Source organism: Xanthomonas sp. SS, from assembly GCF_014236835.1.
Taxonomy (GTDB): domain Bacteria; phylum Pseudomonadota; class Gammaproteobacteria; order Xanthomonadales; family Xanthomonadaceae; genus Xanthomonas_A.
On sequence record NZ_CP051190.1, the window covers coordinates 3,335,191 to 3,357,868 of the forward strand.

General features: G+C 70.1%; 22 protein-coding genes. 15 read left to right on the top strand and 7 right to left on the bottom strand.

Annotated features, from left to right (window positions below; all coding sequences use genetic code 11):
- Window positions 1-92: 92 nt before the first annotated feature.
- The 14 genes from metG to HEP74_RS13875 all read left to right on the top strand — a co-directional run bounded on the left by metG (window position 93) and on the right by HEP74_RS13875 (window position 14,312).
- Window positions 93-2,162, top strand: a complete 2,070-nt coding sequence (gene metG, locus HEP74_RS13810) for a methionine--tRNA ligase (protein WP_185813367.1) — start codon at window positions 93-95, stop codon at window positions 2,160-2,162.
- A gap of 87 nt (window positions 2,163-2,249) precedes the next feature.
- On the top strand, window positions 2,250-2,852 hold the full coding sequence (locus HEP74_RS13815; RefSeq protein ID WP_185813368.1) for an HAD family hydrolase: 603 nt from the start codon (window positions 2,250-2,252) through the stop codon (window positions 2,850-2,852).
- A 43-nt stretch (window positions 2,853-2,895) separates the two neighbouring features.
- The gene (gene rnfB / locus HEP74_RS13820; protein ID WP_185813369.1) at window positions 2,896-3,312 is read left to right on the top strand and encodes an Rnf electron transport complex subunit RnfB; all 417 of its coding nucleotides are present in this window, start codon (window positions 2,896-2,898) and stop codon (window positions 3,310-3,312) included.
- Between the two features lie 295 nt (window positions 3,313-3,607).
- Complete coding sequence (locus HEP74_RS13825; RefSeq protein ID WP_185813370.1) at window positions 3,608-4,396, top strand: hypothetical protein; 789 nt, start codon at window positions 3,608-3,610, stop codon at window positions 4,394-4,396.
- Window positions 4,397-4,484: 88 nt separating this feature from the next.
- Complete coding sequence (locus HEP74_RS13830; protein ID WP_185813371.1) at window positions 4,485-4,856, top strand: DUF4345 domain-containing protein; 372 nt, start codon at window positions 4,485-4,487, stop codon at window positions 4,854-4,856.
- Between the two features lie 58 nt (window positions 4,857-4,914).
- Window positions 4,915-5,472 (top strand): sigma-70 family RNA polymerase sigma factor, encoded by a 558-nt coding sequence (locus tag HEP74_RS13835; protein ID WP_185813372.1) that lies wholly within the window; start codon window positions 4,915-4,917, stop codon window positions 5,470-5,472.
- Window positions 5,469-6,251 carry an anti-sigma factor gene (locus tag HEP74_RS13840; protein ID WP_185813373.1) on the top strand — a complete coding sequence of 261 codons (783 nt, stop codon included), beginning with the start codon at window positions 5,469-5,471 and terminating at the stop codon, window positions 6,249-6,251. Before HEP74_RS13835 ends, HEP74_RS13840 begins: the two co-directional genes overlap by 4 nt.
- Window positions 6,252-7,445: 1,194 nt before the next feature.
- Entirely contained in the window at window positions 7,446-8,438 is a 993-nt protein-coding gene (locus HEP74_RS13845) for an acyl-CoA desaturase (protein WP_524540740.1), read from the top strand.
- Entirely contained in the window at window positions 8,435-9,697 is a 1,263-nt protein-coding gene (locus HEP74_RS13850; RefSeq protein ID WP_179563757.1) for an NAD(P)/FAD-dependent oxidoreductase, read from the top strand. The genes HEP74_RS13845 and HEP74_RS13850 overlap by 4 nt, the downstream gene beginning before the upstream one ends.
- Window positions 9,694-10,557, top strand: coding sequence for a DUF1365 domain-containing protein (locus tag HEP74_RS13855; RefSeq protein ID WP_185813374.1), 864 nt, complete (start codon window positions 9,694-9,696; stop codon window positions 10,555-10,557). The genes HEP74_RS13850 and HEP74_RS13855 overlap by 4 nt, the downstream gene beginning before the upstream one ends.
- On the top strand, window positions 10,554-11,885 hold the full coding sequence (locus tag HEP74_RS13860; protein WP_255427748.1) for an SAM-dependent methyltransferase: 1,332 nt from the start codon (window positions 10,554-10,556) through the stop codon (window positions 11,883-11,885). The genes HEP74_RS13855 and HEP74_RS13860 overlap by 4 nt, the downstream gene beginning before the upstream one ends.
- Window positions 11,882-12,433 (top strand): DUF2878 domain-containing protein, encoded by a 552-nt coding sequence (locus tag HEP74_RS13865; protein WP_185813375.1) that lies wholly within the window; start codon window positions 11,882-11,884, stop codon window positions 12,431-12,433. The genes HEP74_RS13860 and HEP74_RS13865 overlap by 4 nt, the downstream gene beginning before the upstream one ends.
- Window positions 12,430-13,212 carry a DUF1295 domain-containing protein gene (locus tag HEP74_RS13870; protein ID WP_185813376.1) on the top strand — a complete coding sequence of 261 codons (783 nt, stop codon included), beginning with the start codon at window positions 12,430-12,432 and terminating at the stop codon, window positions 13,210-13,212. The genes HEP74_RS13865 and HEP74_RS13870 overlap by 4 nt, the downstream gene beginning before the upstream one ends.
- Window positions 13,213-13,235: 23 nt before the next feature.
- Window positions 13,236-14,312, top strand: a complete 1,077-nt coding sequence (locus tag HEP74_RS13875; protein WP_185813377.1) for an SAM-dependent methyltransferase — start codon at window positions 13,236-13,238, stop codon at window positions 14,310-14,312.
- 161 nt (window positions 14,313-14,473) lie between these two features.
- Here HEP74_RS13875 and HEP74_RS13880 read toward each other — a convergent pair whose 3' ends face one another.
- Complete coding sequence (locus tag HEP74_RS13880) at window positions 14,474-14,818, bottom strand: RidA family protein (RefSeq protein WP_185813378.1); 345 nt, start codon at window positions 14,816-14,818, stop codon at window positions 14,474-14,476.
- Window positions 14,815-15,501 (bottom strand): DUF998 domain-containing protein, encoded by a 687-nt coding sequence (locus HEP74_RS13885; protein WP_185813379.1) that lies wholly within the window; start codon window positions 15,499-15,501, stop codon window positions 14,815-14,817. Before HEP74_RS13885 ends, HEP74_RS13880 begins: the two co-directional genes overlap by 4 nt.
- Before the next feature lie 280 nt (window positions 15,502-15,781).
- On the opposite strand from HEP74_RS13885, the gene mprF reads away from it, so the two are divergent.
- Window positions 15,782-18,352: a bifunctional lysylphosphatidylglycerol flippase/synthetase MprF gene (gene mprF, locus HEP74_RS13890; protein ID WP_185813380.1), complete on the top strand. Its 2,571-nt coding sequence runs from the start codon at window positions 15,782-15,784 to the stop codon at window positions 18,350-18,352.
- A 173-nt stretch (window positions 18,353-18,525) separates the two neighbouring features.
- On the opposite strand, the gene HEP74_RS13895 is transcribed toward mprF, so the two are convergent.
- The 5 genes from HEP74_RS13895 to HEP74_RS13915 form a co-directional block, all read right to left on the bottom strand.
- Window positions 18,526-19,929: an AcvB/VirJ family lysyl-phosphatidylglycerol hydrolase gene (locus HEP74_RS13895; protein ID WP_185816637.1), complete on the bottom strand. Its 1,404-nt coding sequence runs from the start codon at window positions 19,927-19,929 to the stop codon at window positions 18,526-18,528.
- A gap of 204 nt (window positions 19,930-20,133) precedes the next feature.
- On the bottom strand, window positions 20,134-20,322 hold the full coding sequence (locus HEP74_RS13900) for an oxidoreductase-like domain-containing protein (protein WP_185813381.1): 189 nt from the start codon (window positions 20,320-20,322) through the stop codon (window positions 20,134-20,136).
- 70 nt (window positions 20,323-20,392) lie between these two features.
- On the bottom strand, window positions 20,393-20,998 hold the full coding sequence (locus HEP74_RS13905; RefSeq protein ID WP_185813382.1) for an HD domain-containing protein: 606 nt from the start codon (window positions 20,996-20,998) through the stop codon (window positions 20,393-20,395).
- Window positions 20,995-21,678: a 2'-5' RNA ligase family protein gene (locus HEP74_RS13910; RefSeq protein WP_255427750.1), complete on the bottom strand. Its 684-nt coding sequence runs from the start codon at window positions 21,676-21,678 to the stop codon at window positions 20,995-20,997. The genes HEP74_RS13905 and HEP74_RS13910 overlap by 4 nt, the downstream gene beginning before the upstream one ends.
- Window positions 21,679-21,857: 179 nt before the next feature.
- The gene (locus tag HEP74_RS13915; protein WP_185813383.1) at window positions 21,858-22,313 is read right to left on the bottom strand and encodes a PA2169 family four-helix-bundle protein; all 456 of its coding nucleotides are present in this window, start codon (window positions 22,311-22,313) and stop codon (window positions 21,858-21,860) included.
- Window positions 22,314-22,678 lie beyond the last annotated feature (365 nt).

Consider the following 22,678-nt stretch of genomic DNA (forward strand, 5'->3'; position numbering starts at 1 on the left):
GCGGCCTGCTCTTGCTTCGACCGATTCCCCATTCCCGATTCCCCATTCCCGAGTAATGCGATAATCGCAATCCCCCAGGATCGCCGTTCGCCATGACCCGCACCGCTCTCGTCACCACCGCCCTGCCCTATGCCAATGGTCCGCTGCACCTGGGCCATCTGGTCGGCTATATCCAGGCCGACATCTGGGTGCGCGCGCGGCGGCTGCGCGGCGACCGCACCTGGTTCGTCTGCGCCGACGACACCCACGGCACGCCGATCATGCTCGCCGCGGAGAAGGCCGGGGTCACCCCGGAGAACTTCATCGCCAACATCCAGGCCAGCCACGAGCGCGACTTCGCCGCGTTCGGCGTGGCCTTCGACCATTACGACTCGACCAACTCGACTGCCAACCGCGCGCTGACCGAGGCGTTCTACGCCAAGCTCGAGGCTGGCGGGCACATCGCGCGGCGCTCGGTGGCGCAGTTCTACGATCCGGCCAAGGGCATGTTCCTGCCCGACCGCTACATCAAGGGCATCTGCCCCAACTGCGGCAGCGCCGACCAGTACGGCGACAACTGCGAGGTCTGCGGCGCCACCTATGCGCCGACCGAGCTGAAGGAGCCCAAGTCGGTGATCTCCGGCGCCACCCCGGAACTGCGCGACTCCGAGCACTTCTTCTTCGAGGTCGGCCGCTTCGACGGCTTCCTGCGCGAGTGGCTGGCCGGCGACGTGGCCCTGCCCGGGGTCAAGGCCAAGCTGATGGAGTGGCTGGACAGCGAGGGTGGGCTGCGCGCCTGGGACATTTCGCGCGACGCGCCGTATTTCGGCTTCGAGATCCCCGGCCAGCCGGGCAAGTATTTCTACGTGTGGCTGGACGCGCCGATCGGCTACCTGAGCAGCTTCCAGAACCTGTGCGCGAGCCTGGGCGAAGCGTTCGAGCCGCACCTGGCCGCAGGCACCGCCACCGAACTGCACCATTTCATCGGCAAGGACATCGTCAACTTCCACGGCCTGTTCTGGCCGGCGGTGCTGCACGGCACCGGCCACCGCGCGCCGACCCGGCTGCACGTCAACGGCTACCTGATGGTGGACGGCGCGAAGATGTCCAAGTCGCGCGGCACCTTCGTGATGGCGCGCACCTATCTGGACGTGGGCCTGGAGCCGGAAGCGCTGCGCTACTACTTCGCTGCCAAGTCCTCCGGCGGCGTGGACGATCTGGATCTGAACCTGGGCGACTTCGTGGCGCGGGTCAATGCCGACCTGGTCGGCAAGTTCGTCAACCTGGCCAGCCGCTGCGCCGGCTTCATCGACAAGCGCTTCGGCGGCAAGCTGGCCGACGCGCTGCCGGACCCGGCGCAATACGCGCGCTTCGTCGCCGCGCTGGCGCCGATCCGCGACGCCTACGAGCGCAACGACGCGGCCAGCGCGCTCCGCCAGACCATGGCCCTGGCCGACGAGGCCAACAAGTACATCGACGAACACAAGCCGTGGGTGATCGCCAAGCAGGACGGCGCCGACGCGCAGTTGCAGGCGGTCTGCACCCAGGGCCTGAACCTGTTCCGCGTGCTGGCCGGCGCGCTGAAGCCGGTGCTGCCGCGCACCAGCGCCGAAGCCGAAGCCTTCCTGTCCGCACCGCTCAGCGCCTGGGAAGACCTCGACGCGCCGCTGCTGGCGCACGTCATCCAGCCCTACGCCCCACTGTTCACCCGAATCGACCCCAAACTGATCGACGCCATGACCGAAGCCTCCAAGGACACCCTCGCCCCCGCCCCCGCCGCGACCAAGCCGGCGCCAGCCAAGCCCGAAACGAAGGCGGCTGCCACTCCCGAATCCCAAATCCCGAATCCCGGCCTCATCGGCATCGACGATTTCGCCAAGCTCGACCTGCGCATCGGCAAGGTGCTGGTGTGCGAATTCGTCGAGGGTTCGGACAAGCTGCTGCGCTTCGAACTGGACGCCGGCGAACTGGGCAAGCGGCAGATCTTCTCCGGCATCCGCGGCAGCTACGCCGAGCCGGAAAAGCTGGTCGGCCGCAGCGTGGTGTTCATCGCCAACCTGGCCCCGCGCAAGATGCGCTTCGGCCTGAGCGAAGGCATGATCCTGTCGGCCGGCTTCGACGGCGGCGCGCTGGCGCTGCTCGACGCCGACAGCGGTGCGCAGCCGGGGATGCCGGTGCGTTGAAGGCTGGGATTCGGGATTGGGGATTCGGGATTCATTGAAGCGAATCCCTTGCCCGATCCGCTCCATGACGCGCTTTGCGAATCCCCAATGCCGAATCCCCAATCCCTTGCTCTTTTCGACTTCGACCACACGGTCACCACCACCGATACCTATTCGCGGTTCCTGCGCCGCGTCGCCACGCCGCGGCAGCTGGCGCGGGCGAAATGGTCGGTGGGGCCGTGGTTGGCCGGGTATCGGCTGGGCCTGGTGTCGGCGCAGGCGATACGCAGGCGGGTCACGCGGATCGTGTTCGCTGGCCGGACCGCAGAGGAGATCGCCGCGCACGCCCGGGCGTATGCGCGCGAGGTGCTGCCGACGCTGCTGCGGCCGGAGATGATGCAGCGCATCGCCTGGCATCAGGCGCAGGGCGACAGCCTGGTGCTGGTGTCCGGGTCGCTGGACCTGTACCTGCAGCCCTGGTGCGAACAGTATGGGCTGGGGCTGATCTGCAACCGCCTGGAAGCGCGCGACGGCCGACTGACCGGGCGCTATGCCGATGGCGATTGCGGGCCGCACAAAGCGCGGCTGATCCGCGCGCGCTACGATGTGGCCGCCTATCCGCGCGTCTACGCCTACGGCGACAGCCGCGAAGACCGGCCGATGCTGGCGCTGGCCCACGAGCGCTGGTACGGCGGACGCCGCATCGCCTGACCCTCGCCCTGCAGCGCGCCGCATCCGACGCGCCGAATTCGCCATGAAGCCCGCCCAAGACAATCTGCTGGAACGCCTCGATCGCCTGCTGCCGCAGACCCAATGCGGCCAGTGCGGCTTCGATGGCTGCCGCCCATACGCCGAGGCGATGGCACGCGGCGCGGCGCAGGTGGACCGCTGCCCGCCCGGTGGCGATGCCGGCGCGCGAGCGCTGGCGCGCGCGCTGGGCACCGCGCCGCTACCCTACGACCGCGGCCGCGGCGCGCACAAGCCGCCGCAGGTGGCGTTCGTGATCGAGGCCGACTGCATCGGCTGCACCAAGTGCATCCAGGCTTGCCCGGTGGACGCCATCGTCGGCGGCGCCAAGCACATGCACACGGTGCTGGCGCCGCTGTGCACCGGCTGCGAACTGTGCGTGCCGGCCTGCCCGGTGGACTGCATCGAGCTGCGCCCGGTCTAGCCGCGCGATCCGCCCCCGCGCAGGTCGGGCCGCGCTTGGCTTGCGCGTGCATGGTGCAAGCAAGTGGGATGAACACGTGTCCACGCCCGCGAGATGCCGCAGCACCATGCGAACGCGGGAATGCCCCTGCGCTGGGCTTGTCAGAACAGCCACCGGCTCGCGCCGCGTGTCCTGACGCGGCCTGCCCGGAATGGATGCCGCGCCCTGGCATCCGGCATCGGCGCGGCCGTCAGCGCATCCGGATCGGCGCCGACTGCGTATTGACAGCTGTCACCGTCTCACGGAAGCGCCACGCATGCCCATGCCGATCGCCACGTTCCCCCTCGCCTGCGCGCGCCTGCCGCTGGCCGCCGCTGTGTGCCTGGCCGCGCTGGGCGTCGCCGCCCCGGCGCGGGCGATGCTGCACTACGACGGCCTGGCCTATGCGCCGAACGGCCAGCAACTGCTGTACCGCGAGAGCCACTGGGTGCGCGACGATGGCGCGCGGCTGGTGCTGTACCGCTGCGCCGACGGCACGCCGTTCGCGCGCAAGCGCATCGCCGACGGCGGCATCGCCCCGGATTTCGAACTGGTCGACGCGCGCAGCGGCTACCGCGAAGGCGTGCGCCGTGCCGGCAGTGGCCGGGTGATGTTCAGCCAGCGCGACGGCGAGTCGGAGCGCAGCGCGCCCTTGCCGGCGTCGACGGCGCCGCAGGTGATCGATGCCGGGTTCGATGCCTTTCTGCGCTTGCATTGGGACGCATTGCGCCAGGGCACGCCGCAACGCGTCGCCTTCGTGTTGCCCAGCGCCTTGCGCACGCTGGAATTCCAGATCAAGCCCGCGGCGGCCGACGCCGGCGTGCAGCGCTACACGCTGTCGGTGGACGCCTGGTACGGCGGCGTGCTGCCGAATATCACGGTCGCCTACGCGCACGACGATCGCCGCCTGCTCGAGTTCCGCGGCATCGGCAACGTCCGCGACGCGCGCGGCCGCTACGCGCAGGTGCGTATCGATTTTCCCGAGCGGCTGCGCGGCCAGGCCGACGACGCCGCATGGAACCAGGCGCTGCAGCAACCGCTGGTCGCGCAATGCGGCGCGCGCTGAAGCGCGTCGGCGCCGTCTTCACGCCTGCGTCCCTCGCGGACGCTACACCCATGCAACCGCGTCGTCCCTCTCCCGACAAGGAACATCCATGGCCAAGGCCTATCTGTGGTTCAACGCTGCGCTGTACGCGATCCTGGCGCTGTGGTGCACGCTCCTGCCGGCGCAGACCGCCGCAGCGGTCGGCTACATCGGCCTGGACCGCTCCGGGCAGTCCGAATACCTGGTCATCTACGGCGGCCTGCAATTGGGCATGGCGTTCCTGTTCGGCTATTTCGCCCGTAGCGGGCAGATCCGTACCGGGCTGCTGCTGGCGCTCGCCTTCTACGTCCCGATCGTGCTCTACCGCAGCGCCAGCCTGCTGCGGTTGTGGCCGGTCGGACCGACCACCACCGGCCTGGCCGTGTTCGAAATCGCGCTGCTGCTCGCCGCGCTCGCGCTGTGGCGCGGGCAGCGTCGCTGAGCGACGCGCGCGCCGAAAGCCTGTAGCATCGCTGCCACCTTCGCCACCGCTCCCCGGCATGACCGAGACGCCCGATCACGACGAAGCAGGCCAATTGCTGGTCGCCACTGCGGCCGGCGACAGCGCCGCGTTCGAACGCCTGTACCGCAGCACCTCGCCGCGCCTGTTCGGCGTGTGCCTGCGCATCGTGCCGCAGCGCGGCGAAGCCGAAGACGTGCTGCAGGAAGTGTTCAGCTCGGTCTGGCGCAAGGCCGCGCAGTTCGATCCGCAGCGCGCGCGCGGCCTCACCTGGCTGACCATGATCGCGCGCAACAAGGCCATCGACTACCTGCGCGCGCGCGCGCCGGCGCGTCACTCCGTGGCGCTCGACGACGCCGGCGAACTGCACGACGACGGCCGCGACCCGCTGGCCGAAACCGAGTGGCGCGTCGCCGGACGGCGCCTGGACGTGTGCATGGGCGAACTGGAGCCGCCGCGCGGCGACCTGATCCGCACCGCGTTCTTCGAGGGCATCACCTACGAGGAACTGGCTCACCGCAGCGGAACGCCATTGGGCACGGTCAAGAGTTGGATCCGGCGCGGTCTGGCCAAGCTGAAGGCGTGCCTGGAACGATGAACGCATCCGTGCCCGATCCGCAGGAAACCCCGCCGCCGCGCGACGTGCTGGCCGGCGAATACGTGCTTGGCGTGCTCGATGCAAGCGAACGCCGCGCCGCCGAACAACGCATCGACGCCGAAGCCGAGTTCGCCGCGGCGGTAACGCAATGGCAGCAGCACCTGATGCCGCTGGCCGACGAGATCGCGCCGGTCGCGGTGCCGGAACGCGTGTGGGTGCGCATCCGCGCATCGCTCGGCCTGGATGCGCCGGTGCCGCGCGCGCCGACGGCATCGCCTGGCTTCTGGGAAAGCGTGCGCACCTGGCGTTGGCTGAGCGCCGGCGGTTTCGCCACCGCAGCGGCGTGCATGCTCACGCTGATGGTCGCGCGGCAGCCGCTCCCGCCGCAAACGCCCACCCCGCCGGTCGTCACGGCGCCAGCCGACACCGGCATCGCGATGACCTCGACGCTGATGCAGGACGACGGCAAGCCCGGCTACGTGGTGCTGATGGACGCCGACAAGAAGCGCATCACCCTGACCCCGCTGGCCGGCAGCCGCGACCCCGCGCGCGTGCCGGAGCTGTGGCTGATCCCGGCCGACGGCAAGGCGCGCTCGATGGGCGTGTTCGACGACGCGCAGGCGCGCGCGGCGCGCATTCCCGACGCGCTGATGCCGTTGCTCAGCGACGGCGCCTTGCTGGCGGTGACGATGGAACCCCCCGGCGGCGCGCCCGGCGGCGTCGCCACCGGCCCGATCGTGGCCAAGGGCGGCATCAGCACGCTGCGCCTGGCGCCGTAGGCAACAGCCGCGCCCTGCATCCCTTCCTCCTCCGGGGGAAGGTGCCCCGAAGGGGCGGATGAGGGTACGTGCGAAGCCTCACAGATCCAGATGCGCCAGCCTATTCGTGCCGACGCACCCTCACCCCAACCCCTCTCCCGATGGGAGAGGGGCTAACGCGGCCTGCGCTTTCAGTGCGCCACGCTTGACGCCGTAGAAAAAACAACACGGCATCGAGACTACGCGCCATGCTCCCTTCTCCCATCGGGAGAAGGTGCCCCGAAGGGGCGGATGAGGGTACGGGCGAAGCCACGCAAATCCAGGTGCGCCAGCCTGTCCGTGCCGATGTACCCTCACCCCACCCCCTCTCCCGGTGGGAGGGGGCTAATGCATCTCGTAGACAACGCAGCGCAGACTAAGCGCCTCCCTTCTCCCTCCAGGAGAAGGTGCCCCGAAGGGGCGGATGAGGATACGGGCGAAGCCTCGCAAATCCAGGTGCGCCAGCCTGTCCGTGCCGACGCACCCTCACCCCAACCCCTCTCCCGATGGGAGAGGGGCTACTGCAGCTCGTAGACAACGCAGCGCAGACTGCGCGCATCCCTTCTCCCATCGGGAGAAGGTGCCCCGAAGGGGCGGATGAGGGTACGGGCGAAGCCTCGCAAATCCAGGTGCGCCAGCCTGTCCGTGCCGACGCACCCTCACCCCAACCCCTCTCCCGATGGGAGAGGGGCTAATGCAGCTCGTAGACAACGCAGCGCAGACTAAGCGCCTCCCTTCTCCCCCCGGGAGAAGGTGCCCCGAAGGGGCGGATGAAGGTACGGGCGAAGCCTCACAAATCCAGGCACGCCAAGCCTGTCCGTGCCGGCGTACCCTCACCCCAACCCCTCTCCCGGTGGGAGAGGGGCTTGAGCGATATGCATCAATGACGCCCTCGGCTCTCGCGCTGCACGTGATCACCAAAAGCATCGCGAACCCGCACATTCACCCGGCCACCACTCGCGCGCAGGCAGCATCGCCGCAGCCGTCGCGCATGCGCCGGGCAGCCTGATCCTCCGACGATTCCGACCTGCGTGGACGCCGCTTCGAGCGGCGACCGCATGCGCTGCCGTGGCCGACCATCCACGTCAGCCGCATTGCGCACAGACGCCGCGACGTGAGTGCATCCGTCTTCCGGCTTTGTCCGTATCGCTATCCGAATCCCCACGAGATGCGCTTGTGCCAAGCCCCGTTCCGGACCATTCCCGTGAACCCACCGCCACACCCGCCGAGGCGCCCGCGCGCCGCGGTGGCGTGGTGCGCACGTTGCGGCGCTGGTTCGACACCGGCGCGGAGATCGAACTGGACGAGGCCCGCGCCGATCGCATCGACTGGCTGCGTGCCGCGCCCTATGTCGGCCTGCACCTGGCCTGCCTGGGCGTGTTCTGGGTCGGCGCATCGTGGTTCGCGGTGGGCATGGCGGTGGCGATGTACGCGGTGCGCATGTTCGCGCTCACCGGCTTCTACCACCGCTACTTCGCGCACCGCGCGTTCAAGACTTCGCGCGTGGTGCAGTTCCTGTTCGCCGCGCTCGGCGCCACCTGCGTGCAGCGCGGGCCGCTGTGGTGGGCCGCGCACCACCGCAACCACCACCGCCATACCGATACCCCGGCCGATCCGCATTCGCCGCGCCAGCATGGTTTCTGGTGGAGCCATAGCGGCTGGTTCCTGACCCCGCGCGGCTTCCGTACCGACTGGGAGGCGATCCCGGATCTGCGCCGCTTCCCGGAACTGCGCTTCCTCGACCGCTTCGATCTGCTGCTGCCGGTGCTGCTGGCGCTGGCGCTGTTCCTGCTCGGCGGCTGGCTGCAACGCCACCATCCGCAGCTCGGCACCGACGGGCCGCAGCTGCTGGTGTGGGGTTTCTTGGTTTCCACCGTGGCCCTGTTCCATGCCACCTTCACCATCAACTCGCTGGCGCACCGCTTCGGCAGCCGCCGCTTCGACACCCGCGACGACAGCCGCAACAACGCCTGGCTGGCACTGCTGACCTTCGGCGAGGGCTGGCACAACAATCACCACTTCTTCCCCGGCGCGGCGCGGCAAGGCTTCCGCTGGTGGGAAATCGACCTGACCTGGTATGGCCTGAAGGCGCTGTCGTGGACCGGCCTGATCCGCCAGTTGCGGCCGGTACCGGCAGGGCTGGTACGGGCGCAGGCGCGCGCACGATGAGCCGCATCGCGGTAGTGGGCTCGGGCATCGCCGGGCTGGGCTCGGCCTGGCTGCTGTCGCAACGGCACGAGGTCACCCTGTACGAGGCCGCCAATTACTTCGGCGGGCACACCCATACCCATGCGATCGAACTGGGCGGCGTGGAGTACGCGGTGGACAGCGGCTTCATCGTGTTCAACCCGCAGCACTATCCGCTGCTGAGCAAACTGTTCGCGCAGCTCGGCGTGGCAGCGCAACCGACCACGATGAGCTTTTCGGTACACGAAGCGCGCAGCGGCCTGGAATACAACGCAGGCAGTCTCGGCGGCCTGTTCTGCCAGCCCGGCAACCTGGCCAGCCCGCGCTTCTGGCGCATGCTGGGCGATCTGCGCCGTTTCTACCGGCAGGCGCCGCAGGTACTGGCCGATGCGGCGCAGGCGCAGCTGACGCTGGGCGAATTCCTGCAGCGACATGGCTATTCGGACGTGTTCCGCGACGCGCACCTGGTGCCGATGGCGTCGGCGCTGTGGTCTTCGCCGTCGCAGCGGATCCTGCAGTTCCCGATGCGCCAGCTGATCGGCTTCATGGCCAACCATCACATGCTGCAGATCAGCGGCCGGCCGCAGTGGCAAGTGGTGCAAGGCGGCTCCAACAGCTACGTGCGCGCGCTGCGCAGCCGCTGGCGGGTGCACGAGCGCATCGGCACGCCGGTGCGTTCGGTGCAGCGGCTGTCGCAGGGCGTATCGGTGCTGACCGAGGCCGACAGCGATGCCGATGCGCAGCACTACGACCACGTGGTGCTGGCCTGCCACGCCGACGACGCCCTGCGCCTGCTCAACGACGCCAGCGCCGCAGAGCGCGAGATCCTCGGCGCGATCGCCTACCAGGACAACGACACCGTGCTGCACACCGATGCGCGCGTGCTGCCGCGCAACCGCCGCGCCTGGGCCGCCTGGAACGCGCACGTGCCGGCCGATCCGGACGCGCCATGCACGGTCAGCTACTGGATGAACGCGCTGCAGTCGATCGCCTCGCCGCAGCCGTTCATCGTCAGCCTCAACCGCAGCGACGACATCGATCCGGCCAAGGTGCTGCGGCGCATGCGCTACCGGCACCCGCTGCAAACCCACGCTTCGGTCGCCGCGCAGGCGCGCAAGGGCGAGATCCAGGGCCAGCGCGGCACCTGGTTCGCCGGCGCCGGTTGGGGCTTCGGCTTCCACGAGGACGGCCTGCGCAGCGCGGTCGACGTCGCCGCCGGGCTAGGGGTACCCTGGCCATGAATCTGCTGCGCAGCGCTACCGTGTCCGCCCCGCCGGCTGGCGCCGTCTCGACAACGCCGGCGGCGGCGGGCACGACCAAGCGCGGGCTGCACAGCGCGCTCTACAACGGCTGGGTCCGGCACCGTCGCCATGCGCCCAAGCCGCTGGCGTTCCGCTATCCGATCTTCCTGATGTACCTGGACTTGGCCGAACTCGAACAGGTGTTCGCGCGGCGCTGGCTGTGGTCGGTCGGCCGCCGCAACCTGGTCGAATTCCGCCGCAGCGACTACCTCGGCGATCCGGCGCAGCCGCTGGACGAAGCCGTGCGCGACCGCGTGCAGCAGCACTGCGGCGAACGTCCGCTCGGCGCGGTGCGCATGCTGACCCACTTGCGCTACTTCGGCCACTGCTTCAATCCGGTCACCTTCTACTACTGCCACGACGCGCAGCAGCGCCTGCACAGCATCGTCGCCGAGATCACCAACACGCCGTGGAAGCAGCGCCATGCCTACGTGCTGCCGGTGGCCGCCGCGCGCAGCCACGGCAGCGTGCATGCCTGGCGTTTCGACAAGCGCTTCCACGTCTCGCCGTTCATGGCGATGGCGCACGAGTACGCATGGCGCTGCAGCGAGCCGGGCGCGCAGTTGCGCGTGCACATGGACGTGCTGGATCCGCAGCCGGCGGCCAGGCGCTTCGACGCCACGCTGGTGCTGCAGCGGCGCGAACTCTCCGGCGCCAGCCTGGCGCGCGCGCTGCTGCGCTATCCGGCGATGACCCTGCAGGTCGTGGCCAAGATCCACTGGCAGGCGTTGCGCCTGTGGCTGCGCGGCAATCCGGTGCACGACCACCCCGATCACTCCCTTCCGCGAGAACGCCGATGAACGCTCCGCACGCGCCCTCCTCCGCCGCTGCCGCGTTGACCCCGGCCGCGCCGCCGCTGCGCGGCCTCGACCGCCTGCTGCGGCAACGCCTGTTCGCCACGCTCGACGGCTTGCGCGACGGCCAGTTGCAGATCGAGGAAGCCGGTGCGATCACCACGTTGGGGAGCGCCATCCTGGGCAGCGCCACGCAGGCCGATAGCGCACTGCACGCGCACCTGCGCATCCGCGATCCGCGCTTCTACCGCCAGGCCGCGTTGAACGGCAGCGTCGGCGTCGGCGAGGCGTACATGGATGGCTTGTGGGAATGCGACGACCTGGTCGCGCTGGTGCGCCTGCTGGTGCGCAACCGCGAGCGCCTGGACGCCATGGAGACCGGCCTGGCCCGTCTCGGCGGCATGGCGATGCGCGGGCTGCACACGCTGGCACGCAACACACGTGCCGGCAGCCGCCGCAACATCGCCGCGCACTACGACCTGGGCAACCCGTTGTTCGAACTGTTCCTGGACCGCAACCTGATGTATTCCTCGGCGATCTTCCGCGACGAAGACGCCGCGCTCGGCGACGCCGCGCTGGAGCGCGCCGCCGAGCGCAAGCTGCAGCGCATCTGCGCCAAGCTGGACCTGCAGCCACACCATCATGTGGTGGAGATCGGCAGCGGCTGGGGCGGTTTCGCGCTGCACGCGGCCAAGCATCATGGCTGCCGCGTCACTACCGTGACCATCTCGCGCGAGCAATACGAGCTGGCGCGCCAGCGCGTGGATGCGGCCGGCCTGTCCGAGCGCGTCGAGGTGCTGTTGCGCGACTACCGCGACCTCGACGGCCACTACGACCGGCTGGTCTCGATCGAGATGATCGAGGCGATCGGCCACCAGTACCTGGACACCTATTTCAGCAAGGTCGGCAGCCTGCTCAAGGACGACGGCCAGGCGCTGATCCAAGCCATCACCATCGAGGACCACCGCTACGCGCAGGCGCTGAAATCGGTGGATTTCATCAAGCGCCACATCTTCCCCGGCAGCTTCATTCCCTCGGTAGCGGCGATGACCGGCGCGATCGCGCGCGCCAGCGACCTGCGCCTGTTCAACCTGGAAGACATCGGCCCCAGCTACGCGCTGACCCTGCGCGCCTGGCGCCAGCGCTTCATGGCCAAATTGCCGCAGGTCCGCGCGCTGGGCTACGACGAACGCTTCATCCGCATGTGGGAGTTCTACCTGGCCTATTGCGAGGGCGGCTTCCTGGAACGCTCGATCGGCGACGTGCACCTGTGGCTGAGCAAGCCGGGCGCGCGCCCGGCGCAGTTCGCGCCGGCGCTGGCGCACGACGCATGAGCAACCTCGCCAACTACGTCGCGTTGCAGCTGCTGTGGCTGGCGGCCGTAATGGGTGCCGGGCATGGACTGGCCTGGGCCGGCCCGGCCGCGCTGGCGCTGTTCGCGCTGTACCAGTTGCAGCCGCGCCGCCGCGCGCGCGGCGATGCGGCGCTGATGGCGCTGGCGCTGCTGCTCGGTGCCGGCGTCGATACCGCGCTGGCTGCGGGCGGCTGGGTGCGTTACGCCGCGGCGCTGCCGCCGGCGCCGTGGGCGCCGCTGTGGATCCTGGCGCTGTGGGCCGGCTTCGCGCTGACCTTCAACCATTCGCTGGCCTGGGTCATGCAACGCCCGTGGCGCGCGGCGCTGTTCGGCGCGGTGTTCGGTCCGCTCGGCTATGTGCTGGCCGCGCGCGGCTGGCAGGCGGTGACGCTGGGCGCGCCGCTGCTGCACGCGGTGCTTGCGCTGGCGCTGGCCTGGGCTGCGGCGCTGGCAGTACTGAGCGTTGCGACGCGGCGCCTGTCCGCGACGGCGCAATCCGCGCCCCGCATCGCAGGCGTCGCGCCATGAACGCCTGGCCGCTGCTGCATGTGGGTGCGTTCACCGCGCTGGCGATGCTCGCCGGCTGGGCCTGGCAGCGGCGCAGCCGCAACGCCGGCGTGGTCGATGTGCTGTGGGCGGCGTGCATGGCGCTGGCCGCGGCGTACTGCGCATGGCGTGCCGACGGCGCCGCGCTGCCGCGCGTGCTGACCGCGGCGATGGGCGGGCTATGGGGCGCGCGCCTGGCCTGGCACCTGGGCGTGCGCGTGTTCGGCGATGCGCACGAGGACGGCCGCTATCGCGCGCTGCGCGAGCACTGGCACGGCGACCAGCGCCGCTTCCTGCTGTTCTTCCTCGGCCAGGCGCTGGTGGTGGTGCTGTTCGCGGTACCGCTGTCGATCGCCGCGCACAATCCGCTGCCGCAGTGGAGCGTGTGGACCACGCTGGCGCTGGCGACCTGGCTGCTGGCGGTAGGCGGGGAAAGCCTGGCCGACCGCCAGCTGGCCGCGTTCCGCGCCGATCCGGGCAACAAGGGCAAGACCTGCCGCCGCGGCCTGTGGCGCTACTCGCGGCATCCGAATTATTTCTTCGAATTCGTGCATTGGTTCGCCTACGTGTTCCTGGCGGTGGGCAGCGGCGCGCTGTGGGTCGGCATCGCCGCGCTGGGGCCGCTGCTGATGTTCGCGTTCCTGTACCGGGTCACCGGCATTCCCTACACCGAACAACAGGCGCTGCGCTCGCGCGGCCAGGACTACGCCGACTACCAGCGCAGCACCAGCGCCTTCTTTCCGTTGCCGCCGCGGCAATGACCCCGCTTCCAGGAGATCCGCCGATGTCCAGCACCCTCGCCCCTTCGCCTGCGCCCGCGCTGCCGGCCGAATCGTTGGCCACCCGCGTGGCCGAATCCGGCCTGCTGCCGGATGCGTTGCTGCGCGCCGCGATGCGCAAGCTGTGCACGCAGCGCCTGCGCGACGAGCGCAGCGGCGGTGCCGACGCGGCCTGGGAACGCCAGCGCGCCTTCGTCGAGGCCTTGCGCGGCAGCGCCATCGCCATCGAAACCGATGCCGCCAACCGCCAGCACTACGAACTGCCGCCGCGCTTCTTCGAGCTGTGCCTGGGCAAGCGCCTGAAGTACAGCAGCTGCTACTGGGACGCCGGCACCCAGGATCTCGACGCGGCCGAGGAACGCATGCTGCACCTGTACGCCGAACGCGCGCAGCTGCGCGACCGCCAGCGCATCCTGGAACTGGGTTGCGGCTGGGGTTCGCTGACCCTGTGGATGGCCGAACACTATCCCGGCGCGCGCATCACCGCGGTGTCCAACTCGCGGCCGCAGCGCGAGCACATCGAGGCGCAATGCCGCGCGCGCGGGCTGCGCAACGTGGAGGTGATCACCCATGACGCCAACACCCTGAGCCTGCCGCATGCGAGCTTCGACCGCGTGGTGTCGATCGAGATGTTCGAGCACATGCGCAACTACCGCGAGCTGCTGGCGCGGATCGGCCAGTGGCTGGTGCCGGGCGGCCGGCTATTCGTGCACATCTTCTGCCACCGCGACCTGGCCTACCCGTTCGAGGTGCAGGGCGAGGACAACTGGATGGGCAGGCACTTCTTCACCGGCGGGCTGATGCCGGCCGCCGACACCCTGCTGCAGTTCCAGGACGACCTGGCGCTGGAACGGCGCTGGCTGCTGTCCGGCGAACACTACGAGAAGACCGCCAACGCCTGGCTACGCAACCAGGACCGGCATCGTGCCGAACTGATGCCGGTGCTGCAGGCCACCTACGGCCGCGACGCGAAGATCTGGTGGCAGCGCTGGCGCATGTTCTGGATGGCCTGCGCGGAGCTGTTCGGCTACGAACAGGGCCAGCAGTGGGGCGTGGCGCATTATCGGTTCGTGAGGCGCTGAAGCGCCGGGATTCGGGATTCGGGATTGGGGATTCGCAAAGGCGAGGCTGCATGCTCTGAGGCGCGACGTGATGCGGATCGGCCCTTGGACCGACCGTATGGTCAAGCAGCCGGGGAGAGGATCGAATCCCGAATCCCGAATCCCCAATCCCGGCCTTCAACTCACACGGCAGCGGTGATCACGATCTCGATCTTCCACTCCGGGTTGGCCAGCTTGGCCTGCACGGTGGCGCGCGCCGGGGTGTTGCCCGGGCAGACCCAGCTTTCCCAGACCTTGTTCATCTCGGCGAACTCGGCCAGGTCGGTCATGTAGATCTCCGCGCGCAGCACCTTGCTCTTGTCGCTGGCGGCGCGGCCCAGCAGTTCGTCGATCGCCGCCAGGACCTGGCGGGTCTGGCCGGCGATGTCGGCACTGGTGTCGTCGGCGATCTGCCCGGCCAGGTAGGCCACGCCGTTGTGCACGGTCATTTCCGACATACGCGGGCCGGTATCGAATCGCTGGATCATGAGGCGGTGTCCTGAAGAGGGGAAACCCGGGCATTGTCGCGCGATTGCGCCAGGCCTGCAGGCCGCCACAGCCGGTAGGCGACCAGCAGCAGCCAGGCCAGGATCAGCACGATCGCCAGCTTCTGGGTCAGCCCGCGCGGCGGCGCGCGCCACAGCACGTGCACCCACAGCGCCACGAACGCCGCCACCGCCAGGGCCAACAGCATGCCGGCACGGCCCTGCCACGGTGCTTGCCGGCGCAGCCAGGCGCTCTGCAGCAGCATCGCGCTGGTCGCGCACAGGAACGCGGTCTGCGCGAACAGCCCGTGCAACAACGGCGCCAGCAACGGTACGCGCTGCGGCAGGTAGCTGTCGCCGATCGCCACCCCGCACAGGCCTAGTGCGGCGACCGCGAACAGCAGCAGCGGTGCGGCGCTGCGTGCCGACGGCGGGGCCTGCGCATACAGGCCGGCGGCCAGCGCGACGATGCCCGCCGCCAGCAGTACGTAGACAATCCGCAGCAGCAGCCCGCCGGGGCCGTGCAGGTACAGGCTCAGCGTCGCCTGCTGCCAGTGCAGGTCGGCGCGCAGCAGCTGCAGCGCCAGCGCCACGCCCAGGAACAGCAGGCACAGCAGCGTGGCGAGGGCGCCGGCGGCGCGCGGCCAATGCGGCGGCGCGGCGGCGGGGGCCAGGGGCGTGGGCATGGAATCGGCTCCGGGTCGTAGCGGGGAACGCGATGCGCGACGCAGCGCGCGCCCGCACCCTCCGCGCACGCCGACGCGGTGCCGACGTGCGATTCCACTATGATGCGCGTCGCCGGTGTCGCCGGTACAGCCCCAGGCCAGCCGATATCGCGATGCACCAGCCCCTTTTCGCCTGCAGGCGCGCCATCGCGATCGCCCGCACCGCCAACGCTACCAGCCTGCGCAACGCCGCCGGCGCCTGCGCACAGTTCCCTCTCTCCTTCGCTTACGCTCCCCTGCAATGACCGACGCCGCGCCTCCCGTTTCCCCGTCCCCCTCCACCGCTGGCTGGCGCCGTGCGCTGCCGGTGGTGTTCAGTCTGGTGATCCTGGCGCTGGCGCTGCGCGCGCTGGCCACCGAGTTCAGCACCCACGGCTACGCCGCGATCCGCCATGCCTTCAACCAGCTCGGCGTCGGCCAGATCGCGCTGACCCTGCTGCTGGGGCTGAGCAGCTACGCCTGCCTGATCGGCTTCGACGCGGTCGGCCTGCACCGCAGCGGGCGCAAGCTGCATCCGATGCGGATCGGCGTCACCGCGTTCCTGGCGCATGCGGTCGGGCAGACCCTGGGCTTCGCCGCGCTCACCGGCGGCGCGGTGCGCCTGCGCGGCTACGGCCGGGTCGGGCTGAGCCTGGCCGAGATCGGTCAGGTGGTGCTGATGAGCACGCTCGGCTTCGTGTTCGGCGCCTGGTTGCTGCTGGCCTTGGCGCTGACCCTGGAACCGGCCTCGGCGGCGCTGGCGCTGCCGCTCGGCGCTTCGGCGGTACGCGCGTTCGGCATCGCGCTGCTGGTCGGCTTCGGCCTGATGCTGCTGCTTGCCGGGCGCGAAGGCCGCACCCTGCGTTGGCGCACCCACGAACTGTGGCTGCCGGACCGGCGCACCGCGCTCGGCGTGACCGCGCTGAGCGTGGTCGAACTGGGCCTGGCCAGCGCCGCGTTCTACGTGTTACTGCCGAACGAGTCGGGCATCGAGTTCGTCGGCTTCGTCGGCCTGTACCTGGTCGCGGTGGTGGCCGGGTTGATGTCCACCGTGCCGGCCGGGCTGGGCGTGTTCGAGTGGAGCCTGCTCAAGCTGCTGCCCGGCGTGGCCCCGGCCGCGGTGCTGGCCGCGGCGCTGATCTACCGCATCACCTACTACGTGGTGCCGCTGCTGCTGTCGGTGCTGATGGCCGCGACCTCGGGCCTGCGCCGGCCGCTGGCGGCGAGCGCGGGCGGGGTGCGCGTGGCCTGGGGCACGCTGCGCCCGTGGCTGCCGCAGATCATCGCCATGGCGGTGTTCGCGGTCGGCGCGGCGCTGGTCATCGACGGCACCCTGCCGACGCCGAAGCGGCGCCTGGGCATGGCGCCGCTGTCGATCGTGGAGACCTCGCACCTGCTGGCCAGCCTCGGCGGCGTGGTGCTGCTGCTGATCGGCCAGGGCCTGCAGCGGCGCAGCCATGCGGCGTGGGTGCTGGCGATCGGCATCTGCGTGCTGCTGCCGCTGCCGGCCTGGCTGCGCGGCGGCCACGCCTCGGTGGCGCTGTCCTCGCTGGTGGTGGCGGCCGGGCTGTGGGGCGCGCGCCGCGAGTTCTACCGCCAGGGCGCGCTGCTCGACGAGGCCTGGTCGTGGCCGTGGCTGCGCAACCTGGGGCTGGTACTGATCGCCACGGTGTGGCTGCTGTTCTTCGTCTACAGCCACGTCGAATACCAGAACGAATTGTGGTGGCAGTTCGCCACCTCGGCCAATGCACCGCGGGCGCTGCGCGCGGTGCTGCTGGTCAGCGTGGCGGTGGTGGTGTTCGGGTTGGCGCGCTTGCTGCACAGCACGCGCTCGCCGCTGCCGGCGGCCGACGCGGCGCAACTGGACGCGCTGGCGCCGGTGCTGGCCGTGGCCACCGACACCCAGGCCTGCCTGGTGCTGACCGGCGACAAGGCGCTGCTGCCCGACGAAGGCGGCCAGGGTTTCGTGATGATGCAGCGCTACGGCGGCTCGCTGGTGGCGATGGGCGACCCGGTGGGACCGCCGGAGGTCGCGCGGGCGCTGATCTGGCGCTTCCGCGAGGAAGCCGACCGCATGGGCCTGCGCCCGGTGTTCTACCAGGTCGGCGAGCAGCACTGGCAGACCTACCTCGATCTGGGCCTGACCCTGGTCAAGCTGGGCGAGGAAGCGATGGTGTCGCTGGAAGACTTCCACCTGGAAGGCCGCGACCGCGCCGACCTGCGCCAGGCCTGGAACCGCGGCAAGCGCAGCGGACTGAGCTTCCGCATCGTGCCGCTGGAGGACATCGACGCGCTGATGCCGGTGCTGGCCGACGTTTCGCAGCAGTGGCTGGAGGAAAAGGCCGGCGAAGAGAAAGGCTTCTCGCTGGGCAGCTTCGACCCGGCCTATCTGCGCCGCTTCCCGATCGCGGTGGTCGAGGCCGAGGGCAAGGTCGTGGCCTTCGCCAACCTGTGGCAGGCGCCGGCCGGACACGAACTGTCGGTGGACCTGATGCGGCACATCGCCGATGCGCCGAAGGGCACCATGGATTTCCTGTTCATCGAGCTGTTCCTGTGGGGCCGCGAACAGGGCTACAAGCGCTTCTCGCTGGGCATGGCGCCGCTGTCGGGCCTGGCCCAGCACCGCCTGGCCGGACGCTGGAACCGCTTCGGCAACCTGATCGTGCGCCACGGCGAGCGGTTCTACGGCTTCACCGGCCTGCGCCGCTTCAAGTCCAAGTTCGCCCCGGCCTGGCGCACCCGCTACCTGGCCGCCCCCGGCGGTATGCACCTGCCGGCGGCGCTGCTGGACGTGACCCGGCTGATTTCGCTGGATCCGCGTAAGCCTGATTGACGGCCGGGATTGGGGATTGGGGATTCGGGATTGGTGGCTAATCGGTTGCGGACGCAATGTCGGTTTGTGGGAGGGGCGTCAGCCCCGACGCTTTAGCGGCGGTGCGTCGGGGCTGAAGCCCCCACAAATGCCGCTTTTGCGAATCCCCAATCCCGAATCCCCAATCCCGGCCTTCAATCAATGCGCTGCAGAATCTGCTTGGCCAGTTCCGCGTAGTCGCCCTTGAAGTGATGGTCGCCGGGCAGCTTCACCAGTTGCGCGCCGCCGTGCGGCAGGTCCGGGCACAGCGTGTCGTCGTCGTCTTCGCCGTAGATGCACATTGTCTGCGCGCCCGGCATCTTCGCCACGTCCGGGGCGATCGGCAGGCCGTCGTCGCCGGAGCTGATCCAGTTGGAGACGTGGAATTCGTAGTCGGCGGTCTTGCCCAGCGACAGCAGCGCGGTGGCCTGCACCTGCTCGCGCATCGCCGGCGGCAGTTGGTTGTAGGCGGCCGGCAACACGTCGGCGCCCTGCGAGAAGCCGATCAGCACCACCCGTCCGCGCTGCCACAGGTGGCTGTAGTGGCGGTAGATCCGGTCCAGGTCGGTGGCGAAGCCCTGCGGGGTACGCTCGCTCCAGAAATAGCGCAGCGAGTCCACGCCGACCACCGGGATGCCGGCCTGGGCCAGCGCGCCGGCCACCTGCTGGTCGAGTCCGGCCCAGCCGCCGTCGCCGGAGACGAAGATCGCGAACACCTGCTCATGGCCCTTGCCCGCGGCCGCGTCGCCAGTGGGCGCAGGCACCTCGACCACTGGCAGCCCGGCCAGGTCGACCGGCGTCGGCGGCAGGCTGACGCCGCGCTGCGCGCCCAGCGAGCGCACTGCCGCGCGTAACCCGGGCAACGCATCGCCGCTGGCGCTGCGGCGGAACTGCTGCGCCTGCGGCACCTTCTGCACGAACGCGTCGCTCTGCTGGGTGCAGCGGCCCTTGCCCGGCGCATCGATCGCCGCCAGCCAAGGCAGCGGCAGCGTCGCCGGCTGCAGCGCGCGTGCCGGCGCGGTGATGCCGGCGCCACAGATCTGGTCGTCCAGCACCTGCACCGGGCAGAAATCCTCGGTGACCAGGCCGGCCAGCAGGTGCTTGGGCGCCTGCGCCGCGACCGCATAGGCCAGCGCGGCACCGTCGCCGTCGCCGACCAGCAGCGGCAGGCGGTAGGTCGGCACGTGGTAGTAAGCCTGCACGTAGCGCGAGAAATTCTCCACGTCGCCGGCGGAGAAGCCGCAGGTGCCGGGGATCTTGGCCAGCACCGCCTGCAGGTGCGCGCCGTCGATCACCACCACCATCGCGCCGTCGTCGCGCAGCGCCTCGATCTGGCGCATGCGCGCCGCCGCGCCGCGCTTGCCGCCGGCGAACCACAGCACCACGCGCTGCGCCTCGCCGTGCGGCAGCAGCACCGGGACCTGTTCGAAGCGGCCGTGGCTGAGTTTCTCCGGGACCGCGGCCGCTGGCGCCGCTGACGCTGGCGCTGCGGCCGTCGTCGCAGGCGCCGCCGAGGCGGCGGCCGCGGCGGTCAGGCCGGCCAACGCACATCCCCACATCCATCCGCCACGCATTCGCATCATCCGGCAATCCTGAAAAGGCCAATCCTGAAACAGCGTGTAAAGATAATCCCGAACGGCGGTGGCGCGAAGCGCGGCGCAGGCGCCGGTTCATGCGGGGTACGCCGCAAGCGTGCCAGCGCGGCGCCGCTGCAGCCATCAGGCGGCCGCGCCGGTGCGGCTGCAGCGACGCGCAGCGGGCGCTCACGCGCCCGGGTCGGCCTCGGGATGGCGCAGCCGCCACGCCGCCAGCGCCTGCCGATAGCGCGCCACTTCGTCGTTGTACAGGTCGTGCACGCACAGCGGACAACCGCTGTTGCAGCAATCGCTGGGCAGCGGCGGCTGCGGCGCTTGCGGGCACGGATCGGCAGTGGCGGGATCGGGATCGGACATCACGGTGCGCGGCGGGTGGCACGCCAGCGGCGCGAACAGGTGCCCATTGTAGAACGCCGCCGCGGCCGGCTCAGCCGATCGCCTGGCGCAGGTTGGCGCGCGCCGCCGCGTCGTAGCGCGCATGGAACCAGTCGCTGAGGAAGATGCGCGGCTGCGCCAGCACCGTCTTCAGGAACGCGCGGCGCTTGCGCCGGTACAGCCAGCCCGGCACCACGCCGCTGTATTCCTCGGCGATGGCGCGATCGTAGGCGGCGAACCCGGCGGGATCGGCGCCGAGGATGGCCATATCGCAATCCAGGAACAGCGCCGCCTCGGCATCCACCGCCGCGGCGGACAATTGCCCATGGCGTGCGGTCAGCTCGATCAGCGCGGCGACGCGCGCCGCGTCCAGCCCGGCGGCGGGCAGCCACTGCGCGATCGCCACCTGCGCCATGCGCGCCGACTGCGCCTCGTTGTCGCCACGCCCGGCCTGATACACCGCGTCGTGGTAGAGCACGGCCAGATACACCTCGCGCGGCTGCCGCCAGCCCAGCGCCGTGGCGACCTCGGCATAGTGGCCCAGCACCGCCTGCACGTGGCCGAAGTGGTGATAGGCGCGCGGCGGCGTGGCATAGGCCGCCTGCAGCTGCTCCCACTGCGCGGCGGGCAGGGTCAGCGGCGGCGCCGGTTCGTTCATCGGATCGCCTCGCCGCCGGCGGACGCAGGCCCGGCCGCATCCTCCGACAGCGGCCAGGTCGCCTCGTGCACATAGCGTCCCTGCCCTTGCACGCTGCGGATCAGGCTCAGCGAGGCGACCGGGCAGCGCAGTTCCGGCACGGCTTGCGGCGGCACCGTCTGCTCGTCGTAGCTCAGGGTGATATGCGGGACATAGGCCGGGTCGGCGCGCGTGGCCACGCCCTGCCGGCCGAGTTGCTGCTGCAGCGCCTCGCGCAGGTGGCGCAACGCGGGCGACTCGCCGTCGCCAAGCAATACTAGCGGCCGCGTGCGGGCGCGGCCGCCGAAGCTGGCGATCCGATCGAAACACAGGTCGAACGGCGCCGCCGCCAATGCCTGTCCGGCGGCATGCGCCTGCTGCAGCAGACGCGGCGGAATGCCGGCGTATTCGCCAAGGTAATGCAGGGTCAGGTGCAGACGTTCCACCGGCAACGCGCGACCGCGCAGGCCATGCTCGGCACGCAGGCGCTCGCCCAGTGCGAAGGCGCGCTGCGCGGTGGCCGGCTCCGGCAGCACGGCGAAGAACAGGCTCTCGCGCGGCGCCGGCGCAGCGAAGCCGAGCGAGAACTGCGCATTTTCGGAAGAAGGATCGTGGGCCATCGGCGGGGTGCGGAAGCCGCAAGCGCTGCGGCGACTGGACAAGGGCCGTCATCGTAGCAAGCGCATCGCGCCCGGCGTGCGACCGCTCGCTTGGAAAACGCAAAAGGCCGACCGGACAGAATCCGGTCGGCCTTTGCGTTTTTCTGCATCGGCGTGTTGCGACCCACGCGGACCGCAACGCACCTCGCCTTTGATGGCCGGGCGCGAACCCAGCCTGCAGCTTACGCCGCGTTCTTCATCGCCAGCTTGCGGTTGCGCATCACGTCGTGGCAGGCGCGCACTTCCGGCAGCAGCTTGGTGGCGGCATCGCGTGCGGCGACCGGAGTGTCGTTGTCGGCGATGGTTTCGTTGAACGCCTTCAACAGGCGATCCTCGGACTCTTCCAGCTCGGCCACGTAGCCGTACTTGGTGTCGCCCAGCGTCGCACGCACCTTGCCGTACATCTGCTGCATGCTGCCGACCAGCGTGCCGTGCTCGTCGGGCTTGCCGCCGACCGCCTGGACCACCGCGCTCAGGCTGCTGACGATGTCGGACTTGACCCCGGCAATGCGCAGGAACAACGCGGACAACTCGGCATCGCCGACCTTCTGCGCCGCTTCCTCGTAGAACTCCTTGCCGTCGCGGGAGATGGCGATGAGGTCGTTGAGGCTGTGGGTGGTCTTGCTCTGAATGCTCATGGATGGAACTCCTTCTGCAATGGGCCGGCGAACATCGCGCAACGGGCACGTCGGGTCGTGTTCCCCTGGATGTCGCTCGGCCGCGATATGGAAGCGTCTTGCCACGTTGCGTCGTGGGAGGGATGCTGGACGCCGGGGCATAAAGTGCACGTGAGCCGAAACGCTTGCGTCCTCACGCGGCGCTGGCAGGCATGAACAGGCATTCAGCGCCGACGCGCGGAGCGCCTTGGCGATATTTTCGCCAGCGGTTGGCGAAGGCTGGCGCAGATGGCCGCAACGCAGTTATCCACATGCTTGCCCAGCGATCGTCCACAGCCACTGTGGATGAATGCGCTGCTCCGGCCTGTGCTCAGACCCGGCATTGC

Excerpts from the sequence above, each read along its gene's own strand:
- metG (WP_185813367.1), top strand. The coding sequence starts at position 93 with ATGACCCGCACCGCTCTCGTCACCACCGCCCTGCCCTATGCCAATGGT.
- HEP74_RS13815 (WP_185813368.1), top strand. The coding sequence starts at position 2,250 with ATGCCGAATCCCCAATCCCTTGCTCTTTTCGACTTCGACCACACGGTC.
- rnfB (WP_185813369.1), top strand. The coding sequence starts at position 2,896 with ATGAAGCCCGCCCAAGACAATCTGCTGGAACGCCTCGATCGCCTGCTG.
- HEP74_RS13825 (WP_185813370.1), top strand. The coding sequence starts at position 3,608 with ATGCCCATGCCGATCGCCACGTTCCCCCTCGCCTGCGCGCGCCTGCCG.
- HEP74_RS13830 (WP_185813371.1), top strand. The coding sequence starts at position 4,485 with ATGGCCAAGGCCTATCTGTGGTTCAACGCTGCGCTGTACGCGATCCTG.
- HEP74_RS13835 (WP_185813372.1), top strand. The coding sequence starts at position 4,915 with ATGACCGAGACGCCCGATCACGACGAAGCAGGCCAATTGCTGGTCGCC.
- HEP74_RS13840 (WP_185813373.1), top strand. The coding sequence starts at position 5,469 with ATGAACGCATCCGTGCCCGATCCGCAGGAAACCCCGCCGCCGCGCGAC.
- HEP74_RS13850 (WP_179563757.1), top strand. The coding sequence starts at position 8,435 with ATGAGCCGCATCGCGGTAGTGGGCTCGGGCATCGCCGGGCTGGGCTCG.
- HEP74_RS13855 (WP_185813374.1), top strand. The coding sequence starts at position 9,694 with ATGAATCTGCTGCGCAGCGCTACCGTGTCCGCCCCGCCGGCTGGCGCC.
- HEP74_RS13860 (WP_255427748.1), top strand. The coding sequence starts at position 10,554 with ATGAACGCTCCGCACGCGCCCTCCTCCGCCGCTGCCGCGTTGACCCCG.
- HEP74_RS13865 (WP_185813375.1), top strand. The coding sequence starts at position 11,882 with ATGAGCAACCTCGCCAACTACGTCGCGTTGCAGCTGCTGTGGCTGGCG.
- HEP74_RS13870 (WP_185813376.1), top strand. The coding sequence starts at position 12,430 with ATGAACGCCTGGCCGCTGCTGCATGTGGGTGCGTTCACCGCGCTGGCG.
- HEP74_RS13875 (WP_185813377.1), top strand. The coding sequence starts at position 13,236 with ATGTCCAGCACCCTCGCCCCTTCGCCTGCGCCCGCGCTGCCGGCCGAA.
- HEP74_RS13880 (WP_185813378.1), bottom strand. The coding sequence starts at position 14,818 with ATGATCCAGCGATTCGATACCGGCCCGCGTATGTCGGAAATGACCGTG.
- HEP74_RS13885 (WP_185813379.1), bottom strand. The coding sequence starts at position 15,501 with ATGCCCACGCCCCTGGCCCCCGCCGCCGCGCCGCCGCATTGGCCGCGC.
- mprF (WP_185813380.1), top strand. The coding sequence starts at position 15,782 with ATGACCGACGCCGCGCCTCCCGTTTCCCCGTCCCCCTCCACCGCTGGC.
- HEP74_RS13895 (WP_185816637.1), bottom strand. The coding sequence starts at position 19,929 with ATGTGGGGATGTGCGTTGGCCGGCCTGACCGCCGCGGCCGCCGCCTCG.
- HEP74_RS13900 (WP_185813381.1), bottom strand. The coding sequence starts at position 20,322 with ATGTCCGATCCCGATCCCGCCACTGCCGATCCGTGCCCGCAAGCGCCG.
- HEP74_RS13905 (WP_185813382.1), bottom strand. The coding sequence starts at position 20,998 with ATGAACGAACCGGCGCCGCCGCTGACCCTGCCCGCCGCGCAGTGGGAG.
- HEP74_RS13915 (WP_185813383.1), bottom strand. The coding sequence starts at position 22,313 with ATGAGCATTCAGAGCAAGACCACCCACAGCCTCAACGACCTCATCGCC.